The organism is Fictibacillus macauensis ZFHKF-1, from assembly GCF_000269865.1.
Classification (GTDB): Bacteria; Bacillota; Bacilli; order Bacillales; family Fictibacillaceae; genus Fictibacillus_C; species Fictibacillus_C macauensis.
The window spans coordinates 245523-270082 of record NZ_AKKV01000024.1; the positions used below are offsets into that span (position 1 = coordinate 245523).

Consider the following 24560-nt stretch of genomic DNA (forward strand, 5'->3'; position numbering starts at 1 on the left):
TCCTTTAATAGGCCCATACTTGGCGTAATATGACCGCTTTTTTATCTACTGTCGCTTCGTTATTGTCATTACCTCTTACTGTTGTTTCATCGATGTACACATATTTTTGAGCTATTCCTGTTGCGGTGTTGGTTGCAGGAGCCACACTATAAACACCTACACCATTCGTATTCGAGCTTAAAACATGCAGTTTAGGAATGAATGTGTAAGTAACATCGTACCAGCCATCTTTATCTGTCCACACAAGCACCCATCCATTTGGACAGTCTGTTATTTTTTTCTTTGGCGTGATGGTTTGTGCCGCGGTCATAGTGTTTGTGCCATCCCAAAGAACCTCTACTCCTGATTGGAATAAAGGTTTGTTGTTTAAAAGTAGATTGTTGTTTACTGCGCGCAGCGTACCCCCCAAAAGATCTATACTTTCACTGGTTACTTTTTTCGCTTCAACCTCTCCATCAATTTGAAGAGCATTCTTTTTTGTAGCAAACTTCCCAATGCCCACACTATTTAAATCTGGATTTAGATCAACAAGCGGTTTACCAGCTTGAATGGTTGCTATTTTCGTAATGTCTGTCTTACTAATGTTGTCCTTGATAACAAACTGGATTTCATAAGCCTTATCGCTTGCCAGTCCATCCAAGTTAGCCACGTTCGTTTGCACGCTTGCTTCATTGGTAACAAACGTCATTAAAGTTTCTGGTGACCAAGGCGGTATGTCCGCGCTAGATGCCATAGCATTGCGCCATCGATATGCCACTTTAATAATCGTGTTTTTAGGCACACCATTGATCACAACCGGATTATAAGCAGCATTAAAAGAGAGCACGCCCGTTTCGCCAAATCCGTTTATCCTGCGTGTGCTTGTGGCCATAATGACAGGCGGTGTATATGGGATGACATTAACGGATTTATTTAACGTTGTACTCTGTCCTCTACTGTCGATTGCTGTTACTTTTAACGTACCTTGTCCACCCATAGGAACAGTGCCAAGGTTGATAACAATGTCACCCGAACCATTTGGCGTAAAGTCCCGAGACAGCGAACCAAAAGAAGCGGTGTACTTGGCGATTGTAGCCCCGTTTTGAGCTTGAGCAAGCTGTGATGATGGAATGCTTACCGTAAGCTGTGAAAGTCCTTGTATGAGCTGTTGTGAGCTTCCAGTGATGAGTACACTGGATGAATTGCTGTCATAATGATTCAAGATACCTGTAAAAACAGGTGGATCACTTGGAGCATAAATCTTCGCGTATTTGATTAATGGACCATCTAATAAATAAGCATTGCTGTCATTCAAATAATACGAAGTGAGTTCATAACGAATCTCTGCACTTGCATTACTAGCGCCCATCGCATTCAAGATGGCATCTTTATACTTGGCACTATCCAATGTGGCTTGATACCCAATGTTTCGAAATGTGGTGATTAGCTTATCCGCTACGTATACCGCGATATTTGTAACATAAAACTCTGTGAGGTTTGTTAGGTAAAGAGACACCGTTTCGCCCACTGTTAAGCTTGGGATGTCGGACATGGTTTGCCGACCATTGACATACAGCAATCCAGTCTTTTCCGTATCACTGCCAACCGTATCAGATCCGCTATAAGTCGTGAGGACAATCTTAACCTCACCGTCTCCCCTATATCCTTGCATCCGATTAAACACCTTGATGTGCTCATCCTCTGAAAACTTAACGAGCTTTGATGTACCGATTCCCTCCACTGTTTTAATAAGCAACCACGAATCACTGCTATTCTTACGAATATAAAACTTCGCGCGGTGTTTAAAACTGGATGAAGCTGCGGCAATACTTAAACTGTAATCTTCACCCGCTACCCACCGAATACCACCGCTTACTTTTGATTCGCGCGGGATTGTGTTCAGACGGAATGTTTCTTGGTCAAGGTTTACGCTGCCATAATACTTGCCGCTCAATGTGACCTTTGGCTCAAAATAACCGTCAATAGAAAAAGAACACTTGCCCTCTGAATCATGAGTAAGTGTTTTGGTATACGTATGAATTAACTTTTTTTGATTACCGCTCAAGCTTGGTGATGCTGTATCTGTTGACCAGGCGCCGTCATTAATTTGAATTGCGCTTTCCCCTCTTGATCCAGAAGAAATAGCACCATAACCATCTAATGCTTCCCAGTACAGTTTTGCGGTAATGGTACTTTTATTTGCATCCTCATCTTGTGTAGCGGACCATGACAAACTTAATCGCCAATGACTGCCCACGTTTGTATATAAACTGCCACTCAGTGCCATCTAATCACTCCTAACCATTTCTAACAAATGCCCATCCGTTCGCTGTTGGCAGTATGGCCATTAATCCCATAGCGATGCCACGCTTCGCTTGTATTTTGTTTACTTCTGTCGTATCTCCATTGAGCGTAAAAATGCGCTCCATTGTCATTTTGTTCGTTTCCTCATTCAATACAGGATAATATCCAGCAAACTCACTTGGAGACATGATTGTATAACCGCCGTCAGAACCTTTGATTTTCATACCATTTAAGTTCATTTGAATATTGGTATTTGCGATTTCTTCCGAATGTGAAGACCACTGCAAAGCGGTCGGTCCTTCGTTTAACATCGTGCCTGCGAAAAAGCCCTCCACGTTTAAATCACACTCAAAGCTGACAGTAAGCTGCGTTTGAGAAGCATTGGTTTTAAAGTTAGCGATACGCAAGCCATAGCCTTGACTGTTGCCGTTATCAGTCCCTAACCCTATCTCGTATCGCTTGATATTGTTTTGGTCATAGATGCACACTAAGGCGTTTCCAGTGCCGTTCGGTTTCTTTAGAAAGGTGGACAAGGAATAGAATGTATCGGGCTTTACTTGCACCACCTGTTTGGCAATCAATCTTGAATCTTTTGGCGAATAAATAGCGTGACCAATACCAAGGTTTTCGAGCTCCAGATCACCAAGGTTTCGCATGACTCCTGTCACTTCATAAAAATCAGTGCCAAACCAACCTGTGCTGTTTCTAAGTAAGTTAACCCCTTTGGCAAGCTTAAACTTTGCCTGTATGTCTAACACACTTCGCTCGAGCGATGAGGACACCACGTTTACTTTTTCGGTGACTCCTGCCACTTGCGTATCGATGTATTGTTTGTTCTCACTAATCTTTGTATCAACATCCGTAACAGTTGCCATGTCCTCTACATCTTCAATGTCTACCTTTTGGTTAAAGACAGATATAAACGACGGATCCAGTAAGACTGTTTGAACAATTCGTTCTGGCTGTGTGGCATCTTTTAAGCCTGTAACATCATCGCTAAGCCCACCTAATATGTTAGATATGTCCTCTGGCGCAGGTGACCAGTTTGCTTCCATCGTGCCCTCAACCATCATTAGTCCGCTAAAATCAATGGTCGCAATCGTTGCTAATCCAATGTTTGGTTGCAATAAAATAACGCCATTTGTAGTGGCGTCCTTTGGTGCAGCTGTCCGTATTAACTTGATAACTACCTTGTGGATGTTCATGTCATCTGGCACAAATACACCGCTTGTTAAAGATGGTTGCAGCATGCCATCCACATAAAACTCTGTGCATTTCCACTGCGGTTCTAAAAACCCACCAAAGCTTGTGATTGTGCCATCTACTTTCTTATAACTAAAACTCAAAACAAATTCTGTTCCTTCTTTTACAGCAGTTATGTCTTTTAATGTAATTCCCAACCCTGCACCGATACCCGTATTCTTAAACGTGACGGATCCGCTCGAAAGAAATTCATCCAGTTCAAACGTTTCATAGGATAGGCCGAATAAATTTGATTGCAAAATTAAGTTCCTTGAACCTGCCTTGAGTCGGTCAATTAGCGACTTATTTTGAGTAAAAGAAATATCGATAGAGCCGAGCAGCATAAGCGTTCCTCCTTTCTTTTCAAGAGGGTTTACGTGTCTGCCCTCTTATATTCTTTTGCCTTATATAGTGAGTTGTTTGCCCGAGCATAGTTAGGGTTTTCGTGACGTGTAGCAAAGCCCTGTAGCATCCATTTCACGCCGTCTTTGTCATAGTAATAGTTAATGGTTTCCGCTTCGTGCAAATCATCCAGCGGGCGAATACCTGCGTTAAATGCAAAGTCAATCTTGTAGACGAGTGCCTTAGTTCGTACATCGATACAATACGTAGTTGGTCTATCCTTGCTATCATCCTCTCCGTTGCCATAACCATAACCATATGTGGTGTACAGGTATGGAAAGTCCAAGCAAGATGACTGATACGTTTGCGTCGATTTGATACCAATATCAGATGCTTTCATCGAGTATTTGACATCTAGTTTGTTTTTCTCGAAATCTTCTCTCGTTACAATGCGATGTGTGGCTTTTTCGCGCTGTCCTGCTACAAAGAGTACATAGCCATTACGCGTATCCAGATTAAAACGACCGTAACTGTAGTCCTTTTCATTAGCGATAACTTTTACAATTGGATCACCGAACAAAAGCACCTTGTTAGGCGTGTATGGGAACTTAACGTAGTACCATTTCTTATTCGGTTTGTCCCATAGTGCTGAATATATCCAAACCTTGCCGTTAACGTTTTCTACTCCGTAATGGCTACCATGACCACCATATTTAATAACCATCTTATCAAGTAAGTTTCCTGCAACATCGGTACGAGATAAGCTATAAGACTCGCATAGCGCAATGTCTTCTTTTGTTACCTGTGCTCCCTCGTACTTTTGGGACCAATAGATTTGATTACTGGTCACATCGTAATGAGCATATTGACAAACCTTATAATTAATCTCCGGATCCGTAGCCGTTGCACCAAATTGAAAACGACTGAAATGCGAAAAATCCGCTTCAATTGTGAGACGGATTGGTTTGGGTGGTTCTTCTTCATCTGGCTTTTCTGGTTTTTCTGGCAGGCTTACGTTACATCGAATTGTACCTGCTTCAAGGTAATCAATTGCAATGACGTTGCCAGAGCCCTTGTGCACTTCTTGGAACGTTAAATCAAAGTTACCTAACCTATCTATTCGCTCCCACTCAAACGCATCAGCAGGAAGCTCTGACGTTACCTGTATCAATCCTTTAAACACTTGCACAACAATTCGCTTTTTCTCTTTGGTGTCTGCAAAATCAGTGCCATCAGGCGTAGTGTAGGTAATCCGATAGTCTTTGATGTCTCCAATCTCTTTTAATGCTTGGTCCGCTTTTGCTTCTAGCTGCTTGATAAGGTTTGGTGGGACTACCTTAATCGTTGTAAACTCCCCGAACACTACCGAATCCGCTTTTGGATCCGATGTTGAAAAGTTAGTTTCTACAACCCGAGCTGTAAAGGCCATGGGTGGTAACATTTCAAAATCAACTACTGGAACTGTATCTCCAATGTTGGGACGTTCGCCAAGCAGTGATACATCCACGCTATATTGATACTTCGGATGGTTATAATATTTCATTTGTTCTTTGCCCCAGGCTAAAAGTTCAGCCGGCTTGCTTAATGTTTCAGACGTGATAGCACCCTCAATATATGCTTTACCATCATTGTATTTATCGTTTGCTTCATCATCGACTATGTACGGGAGATTAGTAACAACGCCCGCGCTGTTTTTCACCTTGTTTACACTGGTGATTGTAGATGGATTCCCTTTGTCATCTGCTACCCCATACACAAAAAGTTTTGTATAAAAATCAGCGTCCAATCGTTTTCGAGAAGCACCTTTTATATTGTGGCGGTACTCAAAAAGCTCTCCTGTTTTTTCTCCAAGTTTACTAACCAACCTCACACAACGCTTGATGGAGTTATCCTTATTGATTTCTGCGTATGCTTCAACTTCCACTTTAAATTCTTTGATGGCGTTATCCAGTGCCGCTTGACTTGTTCCTGCTTCAATAGCGATGGTGTTAACCGGTGCATCAAACTCATTGAATGGATTCAGCGTCCAGCCGCTCCGCTGAAAAATGTAAGGAAAGATTTGTGATGACTTGGCATTTGTAAAGGTCTTGGTCTCAATTTGTGTATGAGCAAGCTTCCATATACAGCTATTAAATGCTTCAATGTTTTTGTAATGGGTTTGTCCTACAACATCATCGCTCACTTCGTAAATCGTAAAGAGTTTCCATAGTTTACTTGCTTTGTCCTGTATCAGTAATTCCGTTCCGTTCTCAAGCATTTCTATTTCATCTTTGCCGTTATAAGGTACGGAGAGGGATAGCGATTCTGACCATATCTTGTTAAGTTGACCATTATCTGATTCGCCCGCTTCTGCAATTTTATTGTTATGCAGATCCGACACATAACGGCAGCCATTTCCTTTATTGGATAGTACCCCTTGTATCCTCTCATCCTTATCAAGTATATATATCATCTATCCTCAACTCCTTCCGCGCTAGTTATAACGTGGCGTGTAATCCAGTTGCCACTCATTGTTGGCGCTTGGTGTAGGGTACACACTAAACACACTCACTTCATTTGCTTTCATTTCAAAAAACTGACTGCCGATTAAAAAGTTACTCATGTAAGAGACACCATTTTTATAAACCCTATGATTCTCACAATCTATAATGATTTCGTCTCCTGCTTCGAGCACCACTTGTTTGGTATCACCTTGGATGCCATAAATGGACACATGCGCCAGCTGCATAAAGTTTGGTGTGTAAGCGACAGGCGTATCAAATGTATCTTCTGTGATGTCATGCTTGCCCAAGAAAAGAGCAATACCACCCAACTTGTCACCAAAAGCATTTGCGGTGTCTGTATACGTAGTTGTAAACTTCTTGCCAATCTCGATGCCTTTATCATTCAATTCCGACACCGTTGCTGTATATTTATTGCCTTGTTTTTTTAATCGAATGTATCCATAAAAATCTGTAAATGTATTTTCCATCGCAGACGTTGAAAGAGTTTTTGAAGTTGTGTAAACCTTCGTTTTCCCCTTGCTGTCTGTTGTTTTCATTTTCCCTCTGACGGATATTTTCTTTGTCCGCGATTTTTTAGTGATCTTCGAACCATCGCGCGTTGATAGAAACACGTCTCGATACTTACCAGGTTCGGACTCATAACCAATTTGAGCGGCTACAAGGTTTTCTAATGAAATATCATTATCTTTAACCATCAACTTTCCGATACGTTTTCCATTTGAATCTAATAAATATAATTCCAGTTTGTTCATGGCCCGCTGTGATTTGTTGTTAAAATTTACGCGTGCATATACTTCCCAATCTGTTAATGATTGTGTTAAAAACTGTTGATAAGCTGCACCGTACCATCCCTTTTTACCTTTGCCATTTGGATTTGTGCCGAAAAAGTCTTTGCCATTTTTCTGGCCAATCGCTATCGCTTCGGCTGTATTTCTAAACGTGGCATCAGAAGCAATCTTTCCGTTTTCAATTAAAAAGGTTGGCGTTGTTATCTTTGTCCACTTGGTTAATGTTTTACAATCATCATCCATCACTCGTGGTTTCTGATCTACTGGACTATCTTGTGACTCATCATCAAAGCCAGCACCTAAATACACGTATTCTTCACCGTTGCTTATACCGACTTTTGTTAGCGGATCTTTAGTAACTAACGTAAAGACCGGACGTGTTATTGCTGTGCCAATTGGTGTGATTGTACTTGTAAGAGCGTTGAGATTGACCGTTTGTTTTAAACCTTGTCCAACACCTTCACTACAGCTAAATTTAATGGTGATGATTGAATCCGAAACACCTTGAGCCACACGCTGCGGCTGTGTAAATTCAACAGGGTGCACCCACCATGTAACGTCTGGATCATCACTCAAAATTAAAGGGTAATCTCTGCCATCACTTGTTTGCACAATCAGTGATGAGATGTCTCTAATAAGTTGAGTGCGTTCCTTGTCTGTATCCACAATGAGTAAGCACTCAATCTCAATTGTGGTTGCACCAAAGCTAGTTCCGTTATAAATCACACCAAACATTCCTGGTATGTCCTCAACTTGTTCCGTCATGGCAGGCGTTGAGTCCTTGCGTATATCCGTAACATTTAGGTTTAAATCCTTTAGGCTGTCATAACCACAATAATTAATACTAGGCATCTAGCGTCTCCTTTCCAATGCAAAAAGGGCGTCAGTTTAAATGACACCCTTTGCACCACTATTAAATAATTCCTGTCGCAAGATTACGCTTAAACTTTTCTTTGGAAGCATAGTGCTTGTTGCTATCGTGGATTTCTTTACTGTCTAAATACACCGATGTATCCTTGAGCAAGATTTGAGTAAGCAGCTTGTTGGACTCAGCCAATGCATCTACTTGTTGTTGCATTAACATAAGTTGTTTAGCCAATAGCGCCGTATCTCTCTGATCTGCAACAGGTGTACTGGATGTGCCGCGGTAGTTATTTAAACGCTGTAAGCCTACACTGCGGTTTTTGTTTTCGTTCAAAATACCAAGCTGTTTTCCGGCCTGTACCCACAGTGCTTTAGCGCGTTCTTTGTAACGCTCAAGCGGTATGACTACCTCGCGTTTGTTTCCTTCACCAACCATGGCCATGTGCTCTTTGTTGATAAAGCCACCCTTTGCATAACCCATAGCCGACGGACTAAAAGCCACGCCATTTCTGCGTGTTTCAAAATGCAGATGGGGACCAGTGGAGTTACCAGTGGAACCAACCGCACCAAGGTATTGACCTAACGATACACGCTGTCCAGTCATTACACCGCGACGGCTCATGTGGCCATAAAGATAAGACATACCGCCACCTGCAGCTACATGGACCACGTTACCATAGCCACCATAGCCCGAACCACTTACGCCATAGCCTGAATAGATTACAGTACCTGCTGACTGCGAAGGAATGGGCGTGCCGATCATCGCGCCATAGTCATGCCCTTTGTGGAGTCTACCCCACCGCATACCATAGTTCGATGTTTTACGGAATGCAGGACCGAAGCCGCGCCCATGAGAAGAACCAACCATGGCTGCATAACCACCGTTTTCACTTCCACCCATTAATCCTTGTGCAATCTTATAAAGGTAAGACTTACCTGCATCAACCGCTTGTACCACTGCGCCTTTTGCCATAGACAAAGGTACGGTGGCCATACGACCGAATCCAGATTCAGCAATCCGGTTGATTAGGAGTTTGCCAATTGAAGCTTTATCTTTTACCCAATCCCAAATCCCCGAGCCCCAATCCTTTACCTTATGATAAGCACCTTTTGCGGCTTCTGCTGCCTTACTCCACATACCGCCTGTACCATCTTTAAAAGCAGGAATGTAATCGCTAGGTTTGCCACCACCAAATAACTGTTTTGTTTTCTTACCGCTAACAACTTCAGTTCCTTTTGGCAGATTAACAAGTGTATCTTTATTTGGTGATAAGCCCATCTTGCCGTTTGGTAATACGATTAATTCATGTTCGCCACCATCACCAACAACTGCAAGACCACCTTTATGGCCGCCTTGAGGTGTACCGTTTTTGAAATGTGGCGCTTCCCATTTGCTAATACGTGTATCTGATCCGAGTTTATCTAAAACCCAGTTGACACCACCAATGGCTTTATTAACACCCCACTCAATACCAGATATTAATCCGTTACCGAGTTTTTTTGCACCATCAACAAGCGCATCCTTACCTTTAGCCAATCCGTCTGCCATCTTACCTGGCACCTTTTTGACGTAATCAACCATGTCTCTAAACTTATCAATGGCTCTATTTTTCAAGTCACCGAATTTACTAATCATGTTCCCTGCGAATCTACCGATGCCAGATATTACGTTGCTGATCCCATCGGAAAAGAAATTCTTGATACGACTCCACAAGCTTTTGATTTTGCCTATGACATTAGAGACAAAGCCACCTATTGCCTTGACGATATAAGCAATAAATTTATAAGCAATGGTTGACCGAATGGCACTAATCGCACCAGAAAAAATAGTTTTAATTCCTTGCCAAACCTTTGTCATATCTCCTTGGACAAAGCCTGTAAAGACTTGTTTAATCCCTGAAAATATCTTTTTAATCCCATTAATCATGCCCTTGAATTGCTCTTTAATTAACCTTACAGCCGTTTGTATTTTATTAATGGTTTCTGGTGTTAAGCCAATCTTAGCAAGTAACTTGGCGCCTTTATTATTATCACCCTTAAACAAGCTAACAATAGCAGACCCAAAATCCTTAACCCACTTTAACCCCTTTTTAATAGCACCCCATAATTTATCTACAATGGCACGAAACGTTTCGGAGTGTTTGTAGGCAAGTCTGAATCCTGCTACTAAAGCAATAATACCTGTAATAATGAGTCCTATTGGATTCATAAACATGGCACGCCCAAGAATTTTAAAACCAACTGCAGCTAATCGAAGTGCTGTGACCAATCCCTTACCGATCACGCCCGCTACTTTACTAAGGACACCACTAAACATGCTGAGCCCTCTGCCTAATCCCCTGACCGTTGCCAAAAAACCTCTGCCCATTAAAGACCCTACCCGAGCAATTTGTGAGCCGAATGAGCGCAAAACACCTGTAGCTCTACTAAAACCACTGCCCATTGCCCGAATTGCACCAGTAGCCCCTCTAGCGATTCCAGAAAAGGCACTTGAAGCAACACCTCTAATTCGACCGAACACGCCACCGAGACGACTCATGGCTCTGGACATTCGGCTTGTTCCTTCTTCCGAACGACTAAACAGCCCGAAGATTTTGCCGAATATACCAAAGAACGATTTAACACCTTTGCCAACAATAGAAAAAGCGATGCCCAATGGTGCCATGGACGCCGCTATTCCAGTAAACGCAAGTATGGCAATTTTTGAGCCGTCACCTAACTTTGCAAACCACTCCGAAAAGCTTTTGATGTAAGGAGAAACCTTTTCCAGAATGGATGTGCCTAGCTGTAACAAAGTATCTCCAAGCGGTTTAAGAGCCACTTGGAGCTCACGAGTTGCTTTTGTGAATTGAACCATCGGCTTAGAGTCATATTGCTCTTTTAAATCGCCCGATTTTCCACTTTCTATTTTCTTGCCTTTTTTCAAACCGCTGACGGTTGCGTTAATGGTATCTAAGTCAATGTCTTCCCCTTGAGTACCACTGACTGCTGCCCACATTTGTTTTTGTTTAGTAACTGACTTTCCTTTTGCTTTTTCTTGCGCTTTACCAAGAAATTCAGTGTAATCTATTTTTTTATTTTGGAACTGTTTAAACTCTTTACCGAGTCCAACGGCACTATAAGTTTTTTTATCTTCACTGTTGATTCGAATAGCGCCCTCTTTGATAAAGTCCTGAACCTTATCAGCATTCCAACCGCCCTCTTGTATTCCTGCGGCAATGGCACCTGTAAACTGACTTGTTGTAATACCCATATCTTTCATGAGCGGTAAATACTCTCTGATCTCGTCTAGCTCTGTGACTCCCGCTTCTCGTAATCGAAGCAGTTCATCATAAGCTTGGTTTGCGCTTAAGTCATACTTTTTCATGAATGTATTGAGTGTAGCTATAATTTGCTCTTGTTCATATCCAGTGGCCTGCGCAATAACATACGTCATGTTGGCTACATCTTGTGCTTTTTTACCCTTTAATCCTGTTTGAGCTTGTACCCCCGCTCTTGCTTCCGCGCCCTGCTCTGGGGAATCTGAATATACTTTTGCATAGGCTTGGGTAATGTCCCGAGAGATTTTCTTGGCGCTATCCTTTGTGGTATTCATTAAACCGGTTATTTTTAATTCCGCATCACTAACCATGTTTGAAACTTCGACACCGATTTTTGTTATAGCTGCAAGCGGTACGGTAAAAGCAGCAGTAAGGGCAAGGCCTATCTTACCTATACGCCCTCGCAATGCTTCAAAGCGACTGCCCGCTTCTTCTGTTGAGTCATTGACCTGTGTCATTGAGTTTCTAACTGCAATACCTTGTGTGCTTAACTCTTCAAATTGCCGCTCTAATCTTGCTAGGGACTCTCGTGCGTTGGCAGTTCTGGAATCCGTCTCTCCAAACTCATCATTCATTCGTTGCACAACTCTGCGCTGTGCTTCAATGGCTCTTTCGGACAGTTGTGTTTGACGTGTGATACCGTCTAACTGTCTTTGATAAGACCCCATCACATCCCCAGCACTCCGTAGCGCACGAGATGAGTTGGCTGTTTCCCGCTCGATGTCGCGCATCTCGTTTGTTAGTTCGTTAACCCCTTCGCTTGCATAGATCATCTCACGACGAGTTGAATTGAGCTGTCTCTCATAGTTGGAATAAGTCACGACATTACGATTGATTTGTTCCGCGAGTTTTTGAGCCTGTCTGGATGACTCCCCATGCACCCTTACAGCATCTTGGTGCTTACGGTTCAACTCATCCATCTTACGGCGTTGCGCTTCCATGACTCGTTCTAAATTTTCGGCATGGCTTGCTAAACCACCATAAGACTTTTCGGCATCACCCAATGTGCGGAGATTGGCTTTCATGGCTGACTCTGCCAGTCTCACTTGTTGATTAATGTTATCTAATGTGTTCTGAAACTGTGAGCCATTCATGGATAGATTAATTATCATATTACCGATTGGATTGCCGTTTTGACCTTGCGCCATAAGTTAACCTCCTTCCCTCTTAAATCTTTGCAAAGAATTCTTCTGCACTCATGCGGTCGTTGCTTATCTTCTCACCTTTGGTCATGATCTCCATAAAGTAACTCATGTCCATTGAATCTATGTCATGAAGCTTCCACCCATTTTTGAGCAAATCTGCATACATAGCTTCCAGATTATCTACTGCTTTTTCGTAGGTGGGATTATCAACTACTTTCCCTCAACCATGTCCACCTGTCCCATTACGCCACCCGTTACACCTTCAAGCACGCTGTTAAGTACGTTTAATAAATCACTGGCAGATACACCATCGTAAATGCTGTCAAAGCTAACTGCTTCTGAGTCAAACATGCTTGCTACCAATGCCACCATTTCATCAACCACTTCAAGCTCCGATAATTCGCCTTTTTCGACCTTTTGACCAAATTTCATAGCTGTACGAAATTTACGGCCACTTACAAAATCCTGTGTGTATGTTTTGATTTCTCCCGCTTCGTTACGCAATTCAATTTTTAACATTTATAATTCCTCCTATAATTTAAAAAAGCGACCCTTTGCGGATCGCTTAGCTTGATTTTTTATTTAAGATTCGAACACCGTTAGTTTAAGAAACAGTAAATGTAATTGTGTCACCTGCATAGACGTCAAACCATGTTGTTAGTAGCTCATTTTCGTAAGTGTACTCCATTTTTACATCACCATTCTTCACTGTGTTAAACTTTTTCATAGGTACTCTGAAAGTGATACCATGAACAGTTTCTTTCCCACGATTTCTAACTGTTACAGTTGTTACACCATTTTTATCTGTGACATCATACCAAATGTGCTTGTTGATGTACTGGTATCTGTCCTCATATTTACTACGAGTTGACCAGTAAACATTTTGCTTGTCAAACTCCGCAATTAACCACGTCCAAAATTCTTTTGCGTAAGCACGAGTAGAAGCTATATCACCTTTCTTCCAATCAGAACTATACTTGGAACTGACCGTCAAACCATCACTTGCTTTTTCACTATACATAAAGTCATGTAAATAAAAGACGTGAGGGAGTTCCATTTCCGCACTGCGCTTGAACGCTTCTGGAAAATACGTTGTTTTAAGTGTATTTTTATCGTATTTAAAAAAGCTTATGTCTAATACTGGATCATTCCAACCATGCTTCATCATGTTCCCAACTGGCAATGGGCGTTTAACACGCATTCGAGAAATAGTCTCGGCAAATGCGTAACCAGGGAAGTATTGCGGTGAACATAAGGTTGCATCTGTTTGGTCTGCGATGGTAACAGTATTAGGATGATGAGAGTACCAACCACCTGTTAAAAAGATAAAAGGTTTAGTTAATGCTCCTTTATTTCTTAAGTCGGTAATACTGCCCAGCATGATTTGATTTTCGTCAAAATAGGTATAAGAAACCTTAACCGTTTTACCAATCTGACTTGCATTGAATTTAATATACCCGTCAATTAGAGATGCTTTATTGTACGTTGTTTCTTCATTGATTGCGTACTCTGTTGCTCCCGGATTACCACTGTCAATTGATGTGCTTTGCTTAGTAAATGTGATAGTATCATCCTGTGATTTAATACCTGTTAAACTAGCTTTAAATGGCTTATCAATTTTAACCAACTGGTCACTACCTACTACACAAAGTTCATCAGTAACCGTCATAGAGTCTTCGTTAAAATGATTGTGAGTATGTGTACCAATGCCAAAACGTTGATTGTCTGTAAATCCTCGCATCCAACCTGCTAACTCTGGTGTAACTTTCTTGGATACAAAACCAAACTCCATCGGCTTTCCGTCAAACGCATCAATTATTACTTGTATAGCATCACGATCAGTTGTTCCACAACAGTCAAGACCTAAACCTACGATTCTTCGTCCGTATGCTGCATCAAGTGCTAATCGTGTATTTTTTTCTTTATCTAAAATTATAGGGAAGAAGTTACCTAGATTAATGTATTTATAAGCAGCTAATGTTGTTGTATTACCTCCACCACTACCACCATAACCGATGATCATAAAAGAGCCCGGACGATAAGCCACTGTATTAGCTGTGAGCGCACCTTGTGTAGCCTTAATTGGAAAAACTGTCTTTGGATCAGTAGATGTATAGCTGTTTAGATAAGCAGAAGATGGGATACATTCGCTTCTTAAAATGTTACTTGGAAAAGAACTGTCAACTGAAAAGCTTCCAGTAAGTGCGCTCATGTTTTGTGTTGTTCGTGCTAGTCCATTTAATAAGTCCGTCATATCTGCTGCGTTGGCATCCATGCTTCCGTTTGCCGCATATTTTTGTAATTTCAGTCCTGCAATGGAGAACCACATGAAGAATACGCCAGCATCCATAAACTTTTTCGCTGCTGCTTTAACTTGTGCAGGAGTGCATTTTGTTGTATATGGCATGATGTGTGCGTGTTGGAAACAGAAGATATCAAATTCGTTTTTCCAAGCATCTGCATTGTCAACAAACGCTTCGTAACCACACACTTCCATTGTGATACCAGCTTTAAATTTATCTTCTGGCATAACTAGAGTGTACTCAACTTCGTCTTTTGATGGGCGAACAAACAGTAGGCGATGCTTTCTTTTTAACTTTTTTGGCGATAAATAGCTTAATTGCTCATGTGCTTTTTTAGCCTTGGCGTAAGAAATAACATCCAATTAAATCACCACCCATTTTGCACCATCGAACATGTAAGCTGTAGTTGTATCAATTTCAAAAAACGTTGCGCCAACTTTAATATTAGATGTTGGTTTTGTATCGGAAGAGTTGCCGAAGTATTCCATATTACTCCCCGTTAGTTTAACATTCATCTCGCCTGTAAATGGCTCATAAGCATTAGTTGCTGGATTGAAAACCTGCGGTATCGGATCGCCGCTCGCATCTCTTAAAATCTTTTTATCATTAAACACCGCCTAAACCCCCTTCATTAATTATAAAAAAAGAGAGGTCAAATGACCCCTCTACGTAGTCCGAGAGCTTTATGCTCGTGCAGCTGTGTTAAAAGGTGTGAGAAAAAAGCTCTCTCTTTTAGGGTGTGTTACCTGCTTTTGTTGGCATAATCCACTGTTTAAATTTTTCTGGCGTAAAACCTGGATCAGCTGTAGAACCTTTACCAAACACATACTCATCAGATCCACGAGCAATAAACTCACCAGTAATAGAGTCCGTTTGTAATTCTACACCTTTATCTTCCTGTGTTTTCAATTCCCCGCCGTCTTGCGTAAACTTACCCTTGGTAAAGCCCAGATACAATCCGTTACCATCTTTATCTGCCGACTTAAGGATGAGCGCCACATAAGGTGGACGTGTCTTGGCACCAATTTTAATAATGCCATCCTCCCCTTTTTCTGCACCCATGATGTCTGTATATACCTTAGATGGCAAGTCTGCCACGCTTAAATCCACTTTAGGATTAGATGTACCTTGAGCCGATACGTGGAAAGGCACGTTTGATGCATAAGTGGTATTCATGGCTGCGCCAAGACCACTAATCTTTGCATCAATAGCACCACCCTCCATTGCATTGATTTCATGTACTTTCGTTGCGTATCCGTCTTTATCTAAAATACCGATGTATGCTTTTTCAAAGCCAACTGTTGCCATGTCAAAACTCCTTTCAATTTTGGTGCTTGGGTTTTTTAGTCAAAAAAAATAACACCCAATAGGTGCTATGCGAAGTTAAGTTTTTGCGATGTCGTGTATCGTTTGTAAATGCGTAAAATGTTGTTGAAATCTTTGTCACGATCTACACCAGATAAATTGCAGGCCCAGCCGTTATGATTCATGATTTTATCAATTTCATAGTAATATTTATTGGCATCCTTATAGCTGCGAATCCAAATATCCACTTGGACAGTTATCGACATGCTATTTGCCAGATTGGATGCAAATCCATTTTGATACGAGTTGATTTCATTCACCCGCACAATCGGTAAAGCAGTGAGCTTTTGATAATCTTCGTCCACATCCACCAAATGAATATTTACGCCTTTGAACAAATCAGAAGCGGACAAAATATCATAAACCATGTTAATGGGAATTTTTATCATAGTCCTAAGCCCCTTCTGATTTCTTCCTCAAGCATCGAGATAATGTCTTGTTGCATGCTTTCTGCTGTGCGCTGTACAAAGTTTTGCGGACGTTGCTTAATTGTACCTAATTCCGCAAAATGTACCCTCCAAGACACTTCTTTGTCATAACCGACTTGGATTTCACCATCTTTCGGTGTGCCAACTACAATATGTTCTCTTAAATGGGCATCATTGTAACGACCTAGTGGTGTGTTTACACTTAATTGATCCGCTACTTTTTGAGCCACTGTTTTCATAGCCTTTGTTTCCACATTTCTATTTGCACGAGCAAGCCGTTGGAGCTCCGATGTCACACTGTTTGTATCAACATCTAATCCCATACTTACGACACCTTCTTTACAATGACGGCCGTAATATCTTTTTTTACATGATCGGGATTAACTTGGATGATTTCATACGGTTGCCCTCTCCATTCGACTTTCCAAGCTGTATCGATCTCTTGTTTTTTGTACCGAATGAAGAAAGTAATCGTATTTTCAAGCACTGTACCAATGGTTGCCTGTACTTCTTTTAAATATTGCGTGCGGACACTCGCCCAGCACGCATATTTGTCCACTTTTGTTTCAATTTTGTCGCCATAGTCATCTTTTTTAGACTCGATACCGTAAAAGGTGATACGCTCATTCATCTTCCCTGGATTCATAAGAGCACCTACTTATCATCTTTTTTCGATGGCGCTTGCTTCTTGCTATCCTTCTTTACGGCGGCTTTCTCCGCTTCCAAAAAACCCTCTTCTTGCAAAAATTCCACACGTTCTTTTTCGGCGCATTCGTAAGAATCACCCTCTTCATGCAAGATATGGGTATTTTTATCAATAAAATCCTTTAAAACCTTGTATTTCATGGGAAAATCACCTCGATTTCAGTTTTAACAGTAAATTTTGATACATTGTGTTGAATTTCTCCACATTTACCGTCGAATCACGATTTTCGTAATACATACCAACATGCAGCATAATCAACAAATCGTAACGCTGATCAACAAAACCGCCTACCGGTTCAGGTACGCCCGAATCCATCAAATCTTTTTTCGCTGACTCGACCAAAAGAGCAAGAATGTCATCATCCTCGCTCCCGTCGATTCGTAAATATTTTTTGAGTAAATCCATGTTTAAAGGCATCAAAATGCCCCCATTCTATTAAACTTTTGGCGCCGCTGCCACTTTAGCAATGCGGAATGCTGATTTCAGCTTAATTTTGTGGTCAAACCACGCTGTAAGCACAAAAAGCTCCACACCTGTTTTAACATCTTTGTCACGATCTTTAAGCATTTCGATGTCGTAGTTAAAGTGTGAGTAACGGAAGTCACCGATGATTGGATCAACCGCACCATCTGCAAAAATAACTGGCTTGCCAAGCACACGTTCTGGCGGTGCATCATAAAGCGTTGTGTTGCTGTTGGAAAGTTTTTCGATGATGTCTGAGTAATCCGCAAAAGACATAAGGATTTTCGCGTTTTCGCGGTAGTCTTCATGCAAGTTTGCAATAGCTGCCTTAATTGCAAGGTATTTATCTGTTGCTGTGACAGCTTTAATACCTGTTTGCGTAGAGTAGAAGGACATTTCCTCTTCTCCTACTTTTGGCGTTGTTGCTAACGCCACTTTCTTTTCTTTAGCAGCAAGACCGCTTTCGAGCGCTTGATCCACTACTTCCTCAAGGTTAGAATCCGAACCTTTTAAAATCGTTTCGGAAATCGGAACAAATACTTTAAATTTGCGACGACCGAATACAACCGTATCTCCTGTAGCCGACATTTCCTTTGCCGTTTCCAAATCATTGATAAAATCATCACTATCCAACTGGAAAGAGATTTTCGGCACTTCAAGGTTTGTTTCATTGGTAAAAGTAGAGATGTCACGCAATGGGTTTTTTACAAATGGTTCATGAAGCAGCTCGTCCGAAACAGTCTTAGGTAAAAGTTTCTCACCACCAGTGTTGTTGCGGTCACCAAGAATCGCCTTTGCTTCATCGGACATGGAACGTCCTTGCATTGTTGCGCGAATCATTTCAGCTTTTGCAGCTGTCATTTTCGCTTTTGGATCTTCAATACCACCCAACGTTTGTTGTTTAGCTTGGAATTGAGCTTGTTGCTCTTTTTCCATTTGATCATGTTGCGCTTTTAGGATGTCGAAGCGTTGTTGCACATCTTCTTTTTGCGCTTTTAATTTTTGTACGTCCGTAATATCTGACGATGGATTTGCAACCAGTGCCACAATTTCATTTTCTAGCTTTGCTTTTTGATCTCCAACAGTTTTAAGTGCATTTTTCAATTCAAATAGGCTCATTTTCATTTGGTTAATCCCCCTAAGATTAAGTTAGTAAGTTGTAAATCTGCTTTTGTTTCTTCTAAAATCTGCTTGCGAAGCTCGCTGTCATCTACAGCTACTGGCTCTGGTTTTGAAATAAGGCTCTCAGGTGTGTTTTTGTATTGTGCAAAGAACTCTTTATTCACACTTGCAGCTACATCAACAGCACCCTCAACAACGTCACATAACCCGTAGTCATAGCACTCTTGAGCTGTTAACCAAGTCTCTGCATCTAGCAAGTTAATAAGTGTGTCACGATCCATCTTGTCGCCCGTCTTAGCTTGATAAGCGGCAATCAAACTCTCACGCATCTTGTCCAAGTCATCAGCGACTTTGCGGAAATCTGATGAGTTGCCATAAGCGATAGTCCAAGGATTGTGAATCATCATCATGGCGTTTTCGGGCATAAAAATAGTGTCACCCGCCATTGCGATGACACTTGCGATAGATGCAGCCAAACCATCTACATGTATATTTACTTTTGCTTGGTGCCTTTTCAAAATGCTATAGATTGCATTCCCTTGAAAAACAGAGCCGCCCGGTGAGTTTAAATAAATATTTAATGTCTTAATGTCACCGAGTGATTTAAGATCATCACTAAAACTCTGTGCAGTCGTGTCCGAGTCATCCCATTTGTAGGAAACAATGTCCCCATAAATTGAAATCTCTCCAACTTGATCCGCTGCCGCTTTTACTGTCCAAAACTTCTTCATTCGTTCTCACCCCCTTTCAGTGCTTGTGTTGGTGCTCCTTTACCTGTTCTTTCTGCCACTGGCGTATCAATTGGATACAAGTCACCACTAACAAACGGCATGTCTCCACCAGTTACTGGCGGTAGCTCTTCCCATGCCCGAATCTCGTTCGGTGAATAAATACCAGACCGAACGCCTTTAAAATACGCTTCGGCTTGCGTGGCCGTATCTGCTCGCAATAAAGCCTTAAGGTTAAATTTGTAGTAATAACCTTGCAAACGTTGCTCTCTTGTGAGCATTTTTCGGTTAAATTCTTGTTCATACTGAGTGACGATCGGGAGCAAGGTTTCTTTCACAAATTGAAGGCTTTCCGCTCCACTACCAGAACCGCCACCTTTTGTGTCACCAAGCATATAAGCTGGTAAATTATAAACACTGGCCACCCTACTACGAGTAATTTGTTCCACTTCAAAAAGTTCTGATTTAATAAAGCTTCTTTCGTTCAATTCGCTGATTTCAAACCCTTGTTCTTGGAAGATAATGCCCCCATTGTCCGTATAAAAATCGATGAAGTTTTGCACAATTTCTTTTTTCTTCTCTTCACTCACATTGCCAGTGTACTTTAGGAGGAACGATCGTTTTGCACCGTTCATTTGTTCTGTGCTAAACGTCCGAATCTGCTCATCAAATTCCAATGTATTGCGAAGAACATCGATTGGACTAATACCTTTAAAGCCAAAACCATGAATATGTTTGAAATGCAGCATGTCGGTGTTGTAAACGTAATAAACGCCTTTATCACCCTTAACCTCGTACCATAATTCCATTTTTTCTTCTTCAAACACCGGTGTAACTTTTAACGGGTCAATAATGTGTAGCGACTCCACTTGAAAGCCGGCACCATAGATTTTAATGGCATACGCATTGCCTGTTGTATTGCGCAAAGCTTCCAGTGTTCGTTTAAAATCGAACGCTGTTTGATTAAGGTTAGGTTCAAAAGAAAGCAAGTCAGATCCTGGGTTCTGCACTGGCTCAAAGTCTTTATAGAGTTTTAAGGGCAAACTAGCGATTGAATTGGATAACTTGGACACTGCGGAAAAGATGGTTTCATTTGTAGCCAGTTCCTTTCCCGCTTTGCTGTTCATATTTCGTGATGTCTTAATTTTTTGCGTGCTGTATCCAGATCCAGCATAAGGATTAGCAGCTGCCGCAAAATACTGCACCTTGGTATAAAAGTTTTTCATACTTTGCCATAGTCCCAAATAATCACCTCCTTCCAAGAAGTTCACTAAAGCTCATGGATTTTATTTGGCCAGTGCTTTGCGGTTGAGCCATTAACTTAACCACTTCGGTGTGCGCATTAAGCAAGGCGGCAAAGCCATCAATTTTTCGGTATCGATTTTGTTTGGTAGGTAACCAGTTACGATTACGGTCCTCTTTCAACTTCACATTATTGATATACCAACGTAATAATTTATTGTTGTTAAAAATCACCTTGCCATCCAAGAATAAGTTTTTTAAATCCTTGAGTGGATCACTAAGCGTAAGAGCACCCTGCCTAACAATTTCCATCGGGAACCCAAATGCAATTAAGTCCTGAACCAAGCGATATGCCTTGGCTGGGTCATAAGCAATCTTTTGTATTGAGTATTTTGAAGACATGGCCACAAACCAGTCATAAACCAGTTCGTGTCGCACATATTCACCCTCAACAATGGTGAGCAAGCCCGCTTTTGCATATGCTTCATAGTTAATTTTTTCATTGTCTGCAATAACTTTTTTACGCGGAATCCATGAATGGGAGAGTGCAAAAACCTCACCTGTGGCCATCATCGGAAATTCCAAACAAGCAGATGTGAAATCCTCTGTCTCTGACAAGTCAAATGCTCCGATACATGTGGCGCCAGCAAAGAAATCAATATCCACAACTTTGTTATTTCGCTTTAGAACCTCGTAACTCAAAAAGGATTGCTCGTCCGATTTAACAAAGAGGTTCAAACGTTTTGTGATAAAGTCGTTCTTCTCTCCTGGAATGTGCTTCACCTTATCCCAATCATCAATCATTCCTGCAATTTGTTGCGTTTTCCCCAAACTTGGATTTGCTTTGCCCCACATTTCCGGATTGTCTATTTCTTTTGGATCATCAAGCTCGGCCATAAAATAAAAACTCCGCTCGTCATCCACAATGCCCTCTAATACATCCGTTCCATGTTCGTAATAATCAATAAGCGGGCCATCTAATTGAGTGCCCGCTGTTGTGATATATACGATGAGTGGTTGCTTGCGGGATCCGCGCGAGTTTTTGATAACGTTAATCAACTTGTAATCTTTGTATTCATGGATTTCATCGAACGCTCCGAAACTTGTATTCTTACCATCTAGCTTTTTACTGTCTGTTGCCAACGGCTTGATGGTGGATATAGTTTTCGGAAATCTAATTTCATGCTGTCTTGCTTCAAAATGGCGGTTCAGCAATGGCGAACTTTCAACCATCGCCTTACACTCTTCAAACATTTCCCTTGCCTGTTCTTTTGAGTTGGCAAGTTGAAAAACCCTTGCCCCTTTTTCGCCATCTTTTGCCGCAGCATAAAGTGATAGCCCCGATGTCAGCGTCGTTTTTCCGTTTTTTCGAGCAACAAAAATAAGGCCCTCTTTAAAGCGCCTTAGTCGTGTGTCTTTATGCACCCATCCGTAAAGAGAACCAACACAAAAGTGCTGCCATCCATCCAGTTCCAAACGGCTGAAATCCCCTTGAGACGGCTTGCAAAACTTTTCGATGAATTGAATCGGTCGATATCCTGCATCCTCGTCAAAAACATAGGGGAATTTTTCTGTCCCTTGCCTTTCCAGGTCTTTTAAATGGCGTTGACATGCCAGAAATACTTTTTTTGATGCAATGATTGTGTGGGTAGTCACACCTATTGCATATTCGGTGGCTTGCAGTTTTTTAGAAGGACTCGAAATCATCGCTACCGCCGTCCTCTGGATCTACGACACTGGAAACCTTTCTATCCGAGGCAGGGGTAAGTTTTAATTCCGCTTGTAGCTTTCTTTGTTGCTCCACGATTTTTAAAATTTTATCGACCGATTTATTTTCTCTGAACATTTCTTGAGAGCCGTTTTTAAATAATTCCACAGCGCCCCGCAGTTTTATGTCATCGATTGCCGCTTGTTTCAATTGTTCCAGCAACACAATATTATCAACTAGCATAATTGTCCGTTCGCTCAAGTTCGCATCAATGCGTAATTCTTCGACAATTATCTTAAACATAGTGCGCGCAGCTCGATTTTTTATGTTGGTTTTTGGCTTAAACATCAAATTGGGACCCCCCCTCATCATATAAAAGGTTTCCGCGTCGCAAACGAAGGAGCCCATCGACCGAAAGAGAGGATAATTCTCTAATCCCGACGGTAGGGGGGCTATTCGCTTCACCACGCCATTTTATTTTTGTTCGTGACTCAAAGAGACTGAAAATAAAATCGTCTCTCTATCGCTTTGTTAGACACCTTAAAATCAATTCATGAAAATAACACTTTTGGTAGTATGAAAATCATCATCACGACTTCAATGTTTCATGTTCACTCATCATCAACGGCATATCATTCATTCAGACCGCCATAATGAGCCACTGTTGCACGTTTGCATCCCTTTGAGTGTTTTGGTAGCCGAAAGGAAAGAAAACGCCACACAAGGCGATTACAGGAGTTTAAACAGAAAAGGATTATAAGAACCCATAATCAAACAACTAGCATTACTGCATCCCCTCTCGTTCTTTCGCTCTCTTATGTTCGAGCTCTTCTCTGCTTTTGAATAACCTAACGCCATAATCTGTTTTCTCTAAAACAAATTCGAACTTTTCACATGCTTCTTCAATGGTCGCCTTTAATTCCGCAACTTGTTCTTCTTTTTGATCAATTATGATTTTGTCATATTTGAGCGCTTCCGCAATGTTCGTCATTACTCGTACATCATTACTAATCATTTCATAAACCTTATCCCTTAAATTAAATTGACCCATCCTTACCACATCTCCCTATTTGGTTTTGACGTAATCACATTTACGCCCCTTGGTTTTCTTTGCTGAGTGCCATGATGTATTTTGTTATGACATGCATTACATAAGCTTATTAAGTTATCAAGTACCAAGCCTAGCTCTCTATGATCCTTGTACTCTTTGATGTGATGCACCATGTCTGCTGGCGTAATCACTTGATCATGCTTGTAGCAATGTTGGCATAAATAATCGTCACGCATTAAAGCAAGCTGTCTGCACTTACGCCATGCTGTGCTGCGATAGAATCGATACGACTCTGGATCACGTTTGTATTTGTTGTACTGCTGATGTTTACTTTCCATCTGCTCACCTCTTAGCAAAAAGAAAAGAGGACAGCGGTTGGCCATCCTCTTGAAATATTATTTAAGCTTATCGAGATCTAGCTCATCATATTGTCTCGGCAACGTGCTGTATCCTTACCTTGTGTCCTAGTTGCTCATACCATCCTATCGTTATCTGATTAGGGTGTCGTGAACTTTCATCATTCGTTTGATATTCAAACTGTACATCTGTCAGCATTTCCACCTTCACACCATTCAATTCGACCTCTGGCACACTGGATACTGTATCAAGTGTAATAACAAGAAAGGGTTTGTTCATCATTTTCTCCTTATGCCTTTGACTTTAGAATTAATCATAAGATTTTCCCCATTTGCTCTTAAAGATCTTAAGTACTTAAATATATCTTTTACTTTTACTTTTACTTTACCTTTTACTTTAGGGATTATCGTCAACATTATGTTGCATTAATGACCGTTCAACGGGCAAAAATGACCACTCAAAGGGACATGAAGAAAATCAGTAACATGCAAAGTGTCCGCTTTATCCAGTATTTAGGTAAGAACAAGTGAAGTTGACGTGACTAAAAGAAAGGTCATAGAGTTAATGTCAACATAAACCCCCTTTGAGCGGGAGTTAATG

22 protein-coding genes are annotated in these 24560 nt (G+C 41.3%); all 22 read right to left on the reverse strand.

All coding sequences use genetic code 11. The features are described from left to right. Nucleotides 1–4 precede the first annotated feature (4 nt). Nucleotides 5–2266, reverse strand: coding sequence for a hypothetical protein (locus tag A374_RS08665; RefSeq protein ID WP_007201832.1), 2262 nt, complete (start codon nt 2264–2266; stop codon nt 5–7). A gap of 10 nt (nt 2267–2276) precedes the next feature. Beyond that, on the reverse strand, nt 2277–3869 hold the full coding sequence (locus A374_RS08670) for a hypothetical protein (RefSeq protein ID WP_007201833.1): 1593 nt from the start codon (nt 3867–3869) through the stop codon (nt 2277–2279). A gap of 29 nt (nt 3870–3898) precedes the next feature. Further along, complete coding sequence (locus tag A374_RS08675) at nt 3899–6319, reverse strand: phage tail spike protein (RefSeq protein WP_007201834.1); 2421 nt, start codon at nt 6317–6319, stop codon at nt 3899–3901. 21 nt (nt 6320–6340) lie between these two features. Next, nucleotides 6341–8011: a phage distal tail protein gene (locus tag A374_RS08680; protein ID WP_007201835.1), complete on the reverse strand. Its 1671-nt coding sequence runs from the start codon at nt 8009–8011 to the stop codon at nt 6341–6343. Between the two features lie 61 nt (nt 8012–8072). Beyond that, nucleotides 8073–12491: a peptidoglycan DD-metalloendopeptidase family protein gene (locus A374_RS08685; RefSeq protein ID WP_007201836.1), complete on the reverse strand. Its 4419-nt coding sequence runs from the start codon at nt 12489–12491 to the stop codon at nt 8073–8075. A gap of 207 nt (nt 12492–12698) precedes the next feature. Then, nucleotides 12699–13007 carry a phage tail assembly chaperone G gene (gpG, locus tag A374_RS08690; protein ID WP_007201837.1) on the reverse strand — a complete coding sequence of 103 codons (309 nt, stop codon included), beginning with the start codon at nt 13005–13007 and terminating at the stop codon, nt 12699–12701. Nucleotides 13008–13092: 85 nt separating this feature from the next. Beyond that, a complete protein-coding gene (locus A374_RS08695; protein ID WP_007201838.1) occupies nt 13093–15153 on the reverse strand; it encodes a hypothetical protein in 2061 nt (686 codons plus the stop codon). Beyond that, nucleotides 15154–15405, reverse strand: a complete 252-nt coding sequence (locus A374_RS08700) for a hypothetical protein (protein WP_007201839.1) — start codon at nt 15403–15405, stop codon at nt 15154–15156. Nucleotides 15406–15523: 118 nt separating this feature from the next. Continuing rightward, the gene (locus A374_RS08705) at nt 15524–16099 is read right to left on the reverse strand and encodes a major tail protein (protein ID WP_007201840.1); all 576 of its coding nucleotides are present in this window, start codon (nt 16097–16099) and stop codon (nt 15524–15526) included. Nucleotides 16100–16164: 65 nt separating this feature from the next. After that, nucleotides 16165–16545, reverse strand: coding sequence for a hypothetical protein (locus A374_RS08710; RefSeq protein ID WP_007201841.1), 381 nt, complete (start codon nt 16543–16545; stop codon nt 16165–16167). Next, nucleotides 16542–16907, reverse strand: coding sequence for an HK97-gp10 family putative phage morphogenesis protein (locus A374_RS08715; protein ID WP_007201842.1), 366 nt, complete (start codon nt 16905–16907; stop codon nt 16542–16544). The genes A374_RS08710 and A374_RS08715 overlap by 4 nt, the downstream gene beginning before the upstream one ends. A gap of 2 nt (nt 16908–16909) precedes the next feature. Further along, complete coding sequence (locus A374_RS08720; RefSeq protein WP_007201843.1) at nt 16910–17230, reverse strand: phage head closure protein; 321 nt, start codon at nt 17228–17230, stop codon at nt 16910–16912. 8 nt (nt 17231–17238) lie between these two features. Next, a complete protein-coding gene (locus tag A374_RS08725) occupies nt 17239–17430 on the reverse strand; it encodes a hypothetical protein (RefSeq protein WP_007201844.1) in 192 nt (63 codons plus the stop codon). Nucleotides 17431–17437: 7 nt separating this feature from the next. Further along, nucleotides 17438–17707 carry a head-tail connector protein gene (locus A374_RS08730; RefSeq protein WP_007201845.1) on the reverse strand — a complete coding sequence of 90 codons (270 nt, stop codon included), beginning with the start codon at nt 17705–17707 and terminating at the stop codon, nt 17438–17440. A gap of 18 nt (nt 17708–17725) precedes the next feature. Then, on the reverse strand, nt 17726–18877 hold the full coding sequence (locus A374_RS08735; RefSeq protein WP_007201846.1) for a phage major capsid protein: 1152 nt from the start codon (nt 18875–18877) through the stop codon (nt 17726–17728). Beyond that, nucleotides 18874–19605, reverse strand: coding sequence for a head maturation protease, ClpP-related (locus A374_RS08740; RefSeq protein WP_007201847.1), 732 nt, complete (start codon nt 19603–19605; stop codon nt 18874–18876). The genes A374_RS08735 and A374_RS08740 overlap by 4 nt, the downstream gene beginning before the upstream one ends. Beyond that, entirely contained in the window at nt 19602–20846 is a 1245-nt protein-coding gene (locus tag A374_RS08745) for a phage portal protein (protein ID WP_007201848.1), read from the reverse strand. Before A374_RS08745 ends, A374_RS08740 begins: the two co-directional genes overlap by 4 nt. Nucleotides 20847–20850: 4 nt before the next feature. Next, nucleotides 20851–22551 (reverse strand): terminase large subunit, encoded by a 1701-nt coding sequence (locus tag A374_RS08750; protein ID WP_007201849.1) that lies wholly within the window; start codon nt 22549–22551, stop codon nt 20851–20853. Next, on the reverse strand, nt 22532–22900 hold the full coding sequence (locus A374_RS08755) for a P27 family phage terminase small subunit (RefSeq protein WP_007201850.1): 369 nt from the start codon (nt 22898–22900) through the stop codon (nt 22532–22534). Before A374_RS08755 ends, A374_RS08750 begins: the two co-directional genes overlap by 20 nt. Before the next feature lie 436 nt (nt 22901–23336). Continuing rightward, nucleotides 23337–23603, reverse strand: a complete 267-nt coding sequence (locus tag A374_RS08760) for a hypothetical protein (protein ID WP_007201851.1) — start codon at nt 23601–23603, stop codon at nt 23337–23339. A 2-nt stretch (nt 23604–23605) separates the two neighbouring features. Then, nucleotides 23606–23941 (reverse strand): HNH endonuclease, encoded by a 336-nt coding sequence (locus tag A374_RS08765; RefSeq protein ID WP_007201852.1) that lies wholly within the window; start codon nt 23939–23941, stop codon nt 23606–23608. Nucleotides 23942–24026: 85 nt separating this feature from the next. After that, entirely contained in the window at nt 24027–24239 is a 213-nt protein-coding gene (locus A374_RS08770) for a hypothetical protein (protein WP_007201853.1), read from the reverse strand. Nucleotides 24240–24560 lie beyond the last annotated feature (321 nt).

Excerpts from the sequence above, each read along its gene's own strand:
- A374_RS08665 (WP_007201832.1), bottom strand. The coding sequence starts at position 2,266 with ATGGCACTGAGTGGCAGTTTATATACAAACGTGGGCAGTCATTGGCGA.
- A374_RS08670 (WP_007201833.1), bottom strand. The coding sequence starts at position 3,869 with ATGCTGCTCGGCTCTATCGATATTTCTTTTACTCAAAATAAGTCGCTA.
- A374_RS08675 (WP_007201834.1), bottom strand. The coding sequence starts at position 6,319 with ATGATATATATACTTGATAAGGATGAGAGGATACAAGGGGTACTATCC.
- A374_RS08680 (WP_007201835.1), bottom strand. The coding sequence starts at position 8,011 with ATGCCTAGTATTAATTATTGTGGTTATGACAGCCTAAAGGATTTAAAC.
- A374_RS08685 (WP_007201836.1), bottom strand. The coding sequence starts at position 12,491 with ATGGCGCAAGGTCAAAACGGCAATCCAATCGGTAATATGATAATTAAT.
- gpG (WP_007201837.1), bottom strand. The coding sequence starts at position 13,007 with ATGTTAAAAATTGAATTGCGTAACGAAGCGGGAGAAATCAAAACATAC.
- A374_RS08705 (WP_007201840.1), bottom strand. The coding sequence starts at position 16,099 with ATGGCAACAGTTGGCTTTGAAAAAGCATACATCGGTATTTTAGATAAA.
- A374_RS08710 (WP_007201841.1), bottom strand. The coding sequence starts at position 16,545 with ATGATAAAAATTCCCATTAACATGGTTTATGATATTTTGTCCGCTTCT.
- A374_RS08715 (WP_007201842.1), bottom strand. The coding sequence starts at position 16,907 with ATGGGATTAGATGTTGATACAAACAGTGTGACATCGGAGCTCCAACGG.
- A374_RS08720 (WP_007201843.1), bottom strand. The coding sequence starts at position 17,230 with ATGAATCCAGGGAAGATGAATGAGCGTATCACCTTTTACGGTATCGAG.
- A374_RS08725 (WP_007201844.1), bottom strand. The coding sequence starts at position 17,430 with ATGAAATACAAGGTTTTAAAGGATTTTATTGATAAAAATACCCATATC.
- A374_RS08730 (WP_007201845.1), bottom strand. The coding sequence starts at position 17,707 with ATGCCTTTAAACATGGATTTACTCAAAAAATATTTACGAATCGACGGG.
- A374_RS08735 (WP_007201846.1), bottom strand. The coding sequence starts at position 18,877 with ATGAAAATGAGCCTATTTGAATTGAAAAATGCACTTAAAACTGTTGGA.
- A374_RS08740 (WP_007201847.1), bottom strand. The coding sequence starts at position 19,605 with ATGAAGAAGTTTTGGACAGTAAAAGCGGCAGCGGATCAAGTTGGAGAG.
- A374_RS08750 (WP_007201849.1), bottom strand. The coding sequence starts at position 22,551 with ATGATTTCGAGTCCTTCTAAAAAACTGCAAGCCACCGAATATGCAATA.
- A374_RS08755 (WP_007201850.1), bottom strand. The coding sequence starts at position 22,900 with ATGTTTAAGCCAAAAACCAACATAAAAAATCGAGCTGCGCGCACTATG.
- A374_RS08760 (WP_007201851.1), bottom strand. The coding sequence starts at position 23,603 with ATGGGTCAATTTAATTTAAGGGATAAGGTTTATGAAATGATTAGTAAT.
- A374_RS08765 (WP_007201852.1), bottom strand. The coding sequence starts at position 23,941 with ATGGAAAGTAAACATCAGCAGTACAACAAATACAAACGTGATCCAGAG.
- A374_RS08770 (WP_007201853.1), bottom strand. The coding sequence starts at position 24,239 with ATGAACAAACCCTTTCTTGTTATTACACTTGATACAGTATCCAGTGTG.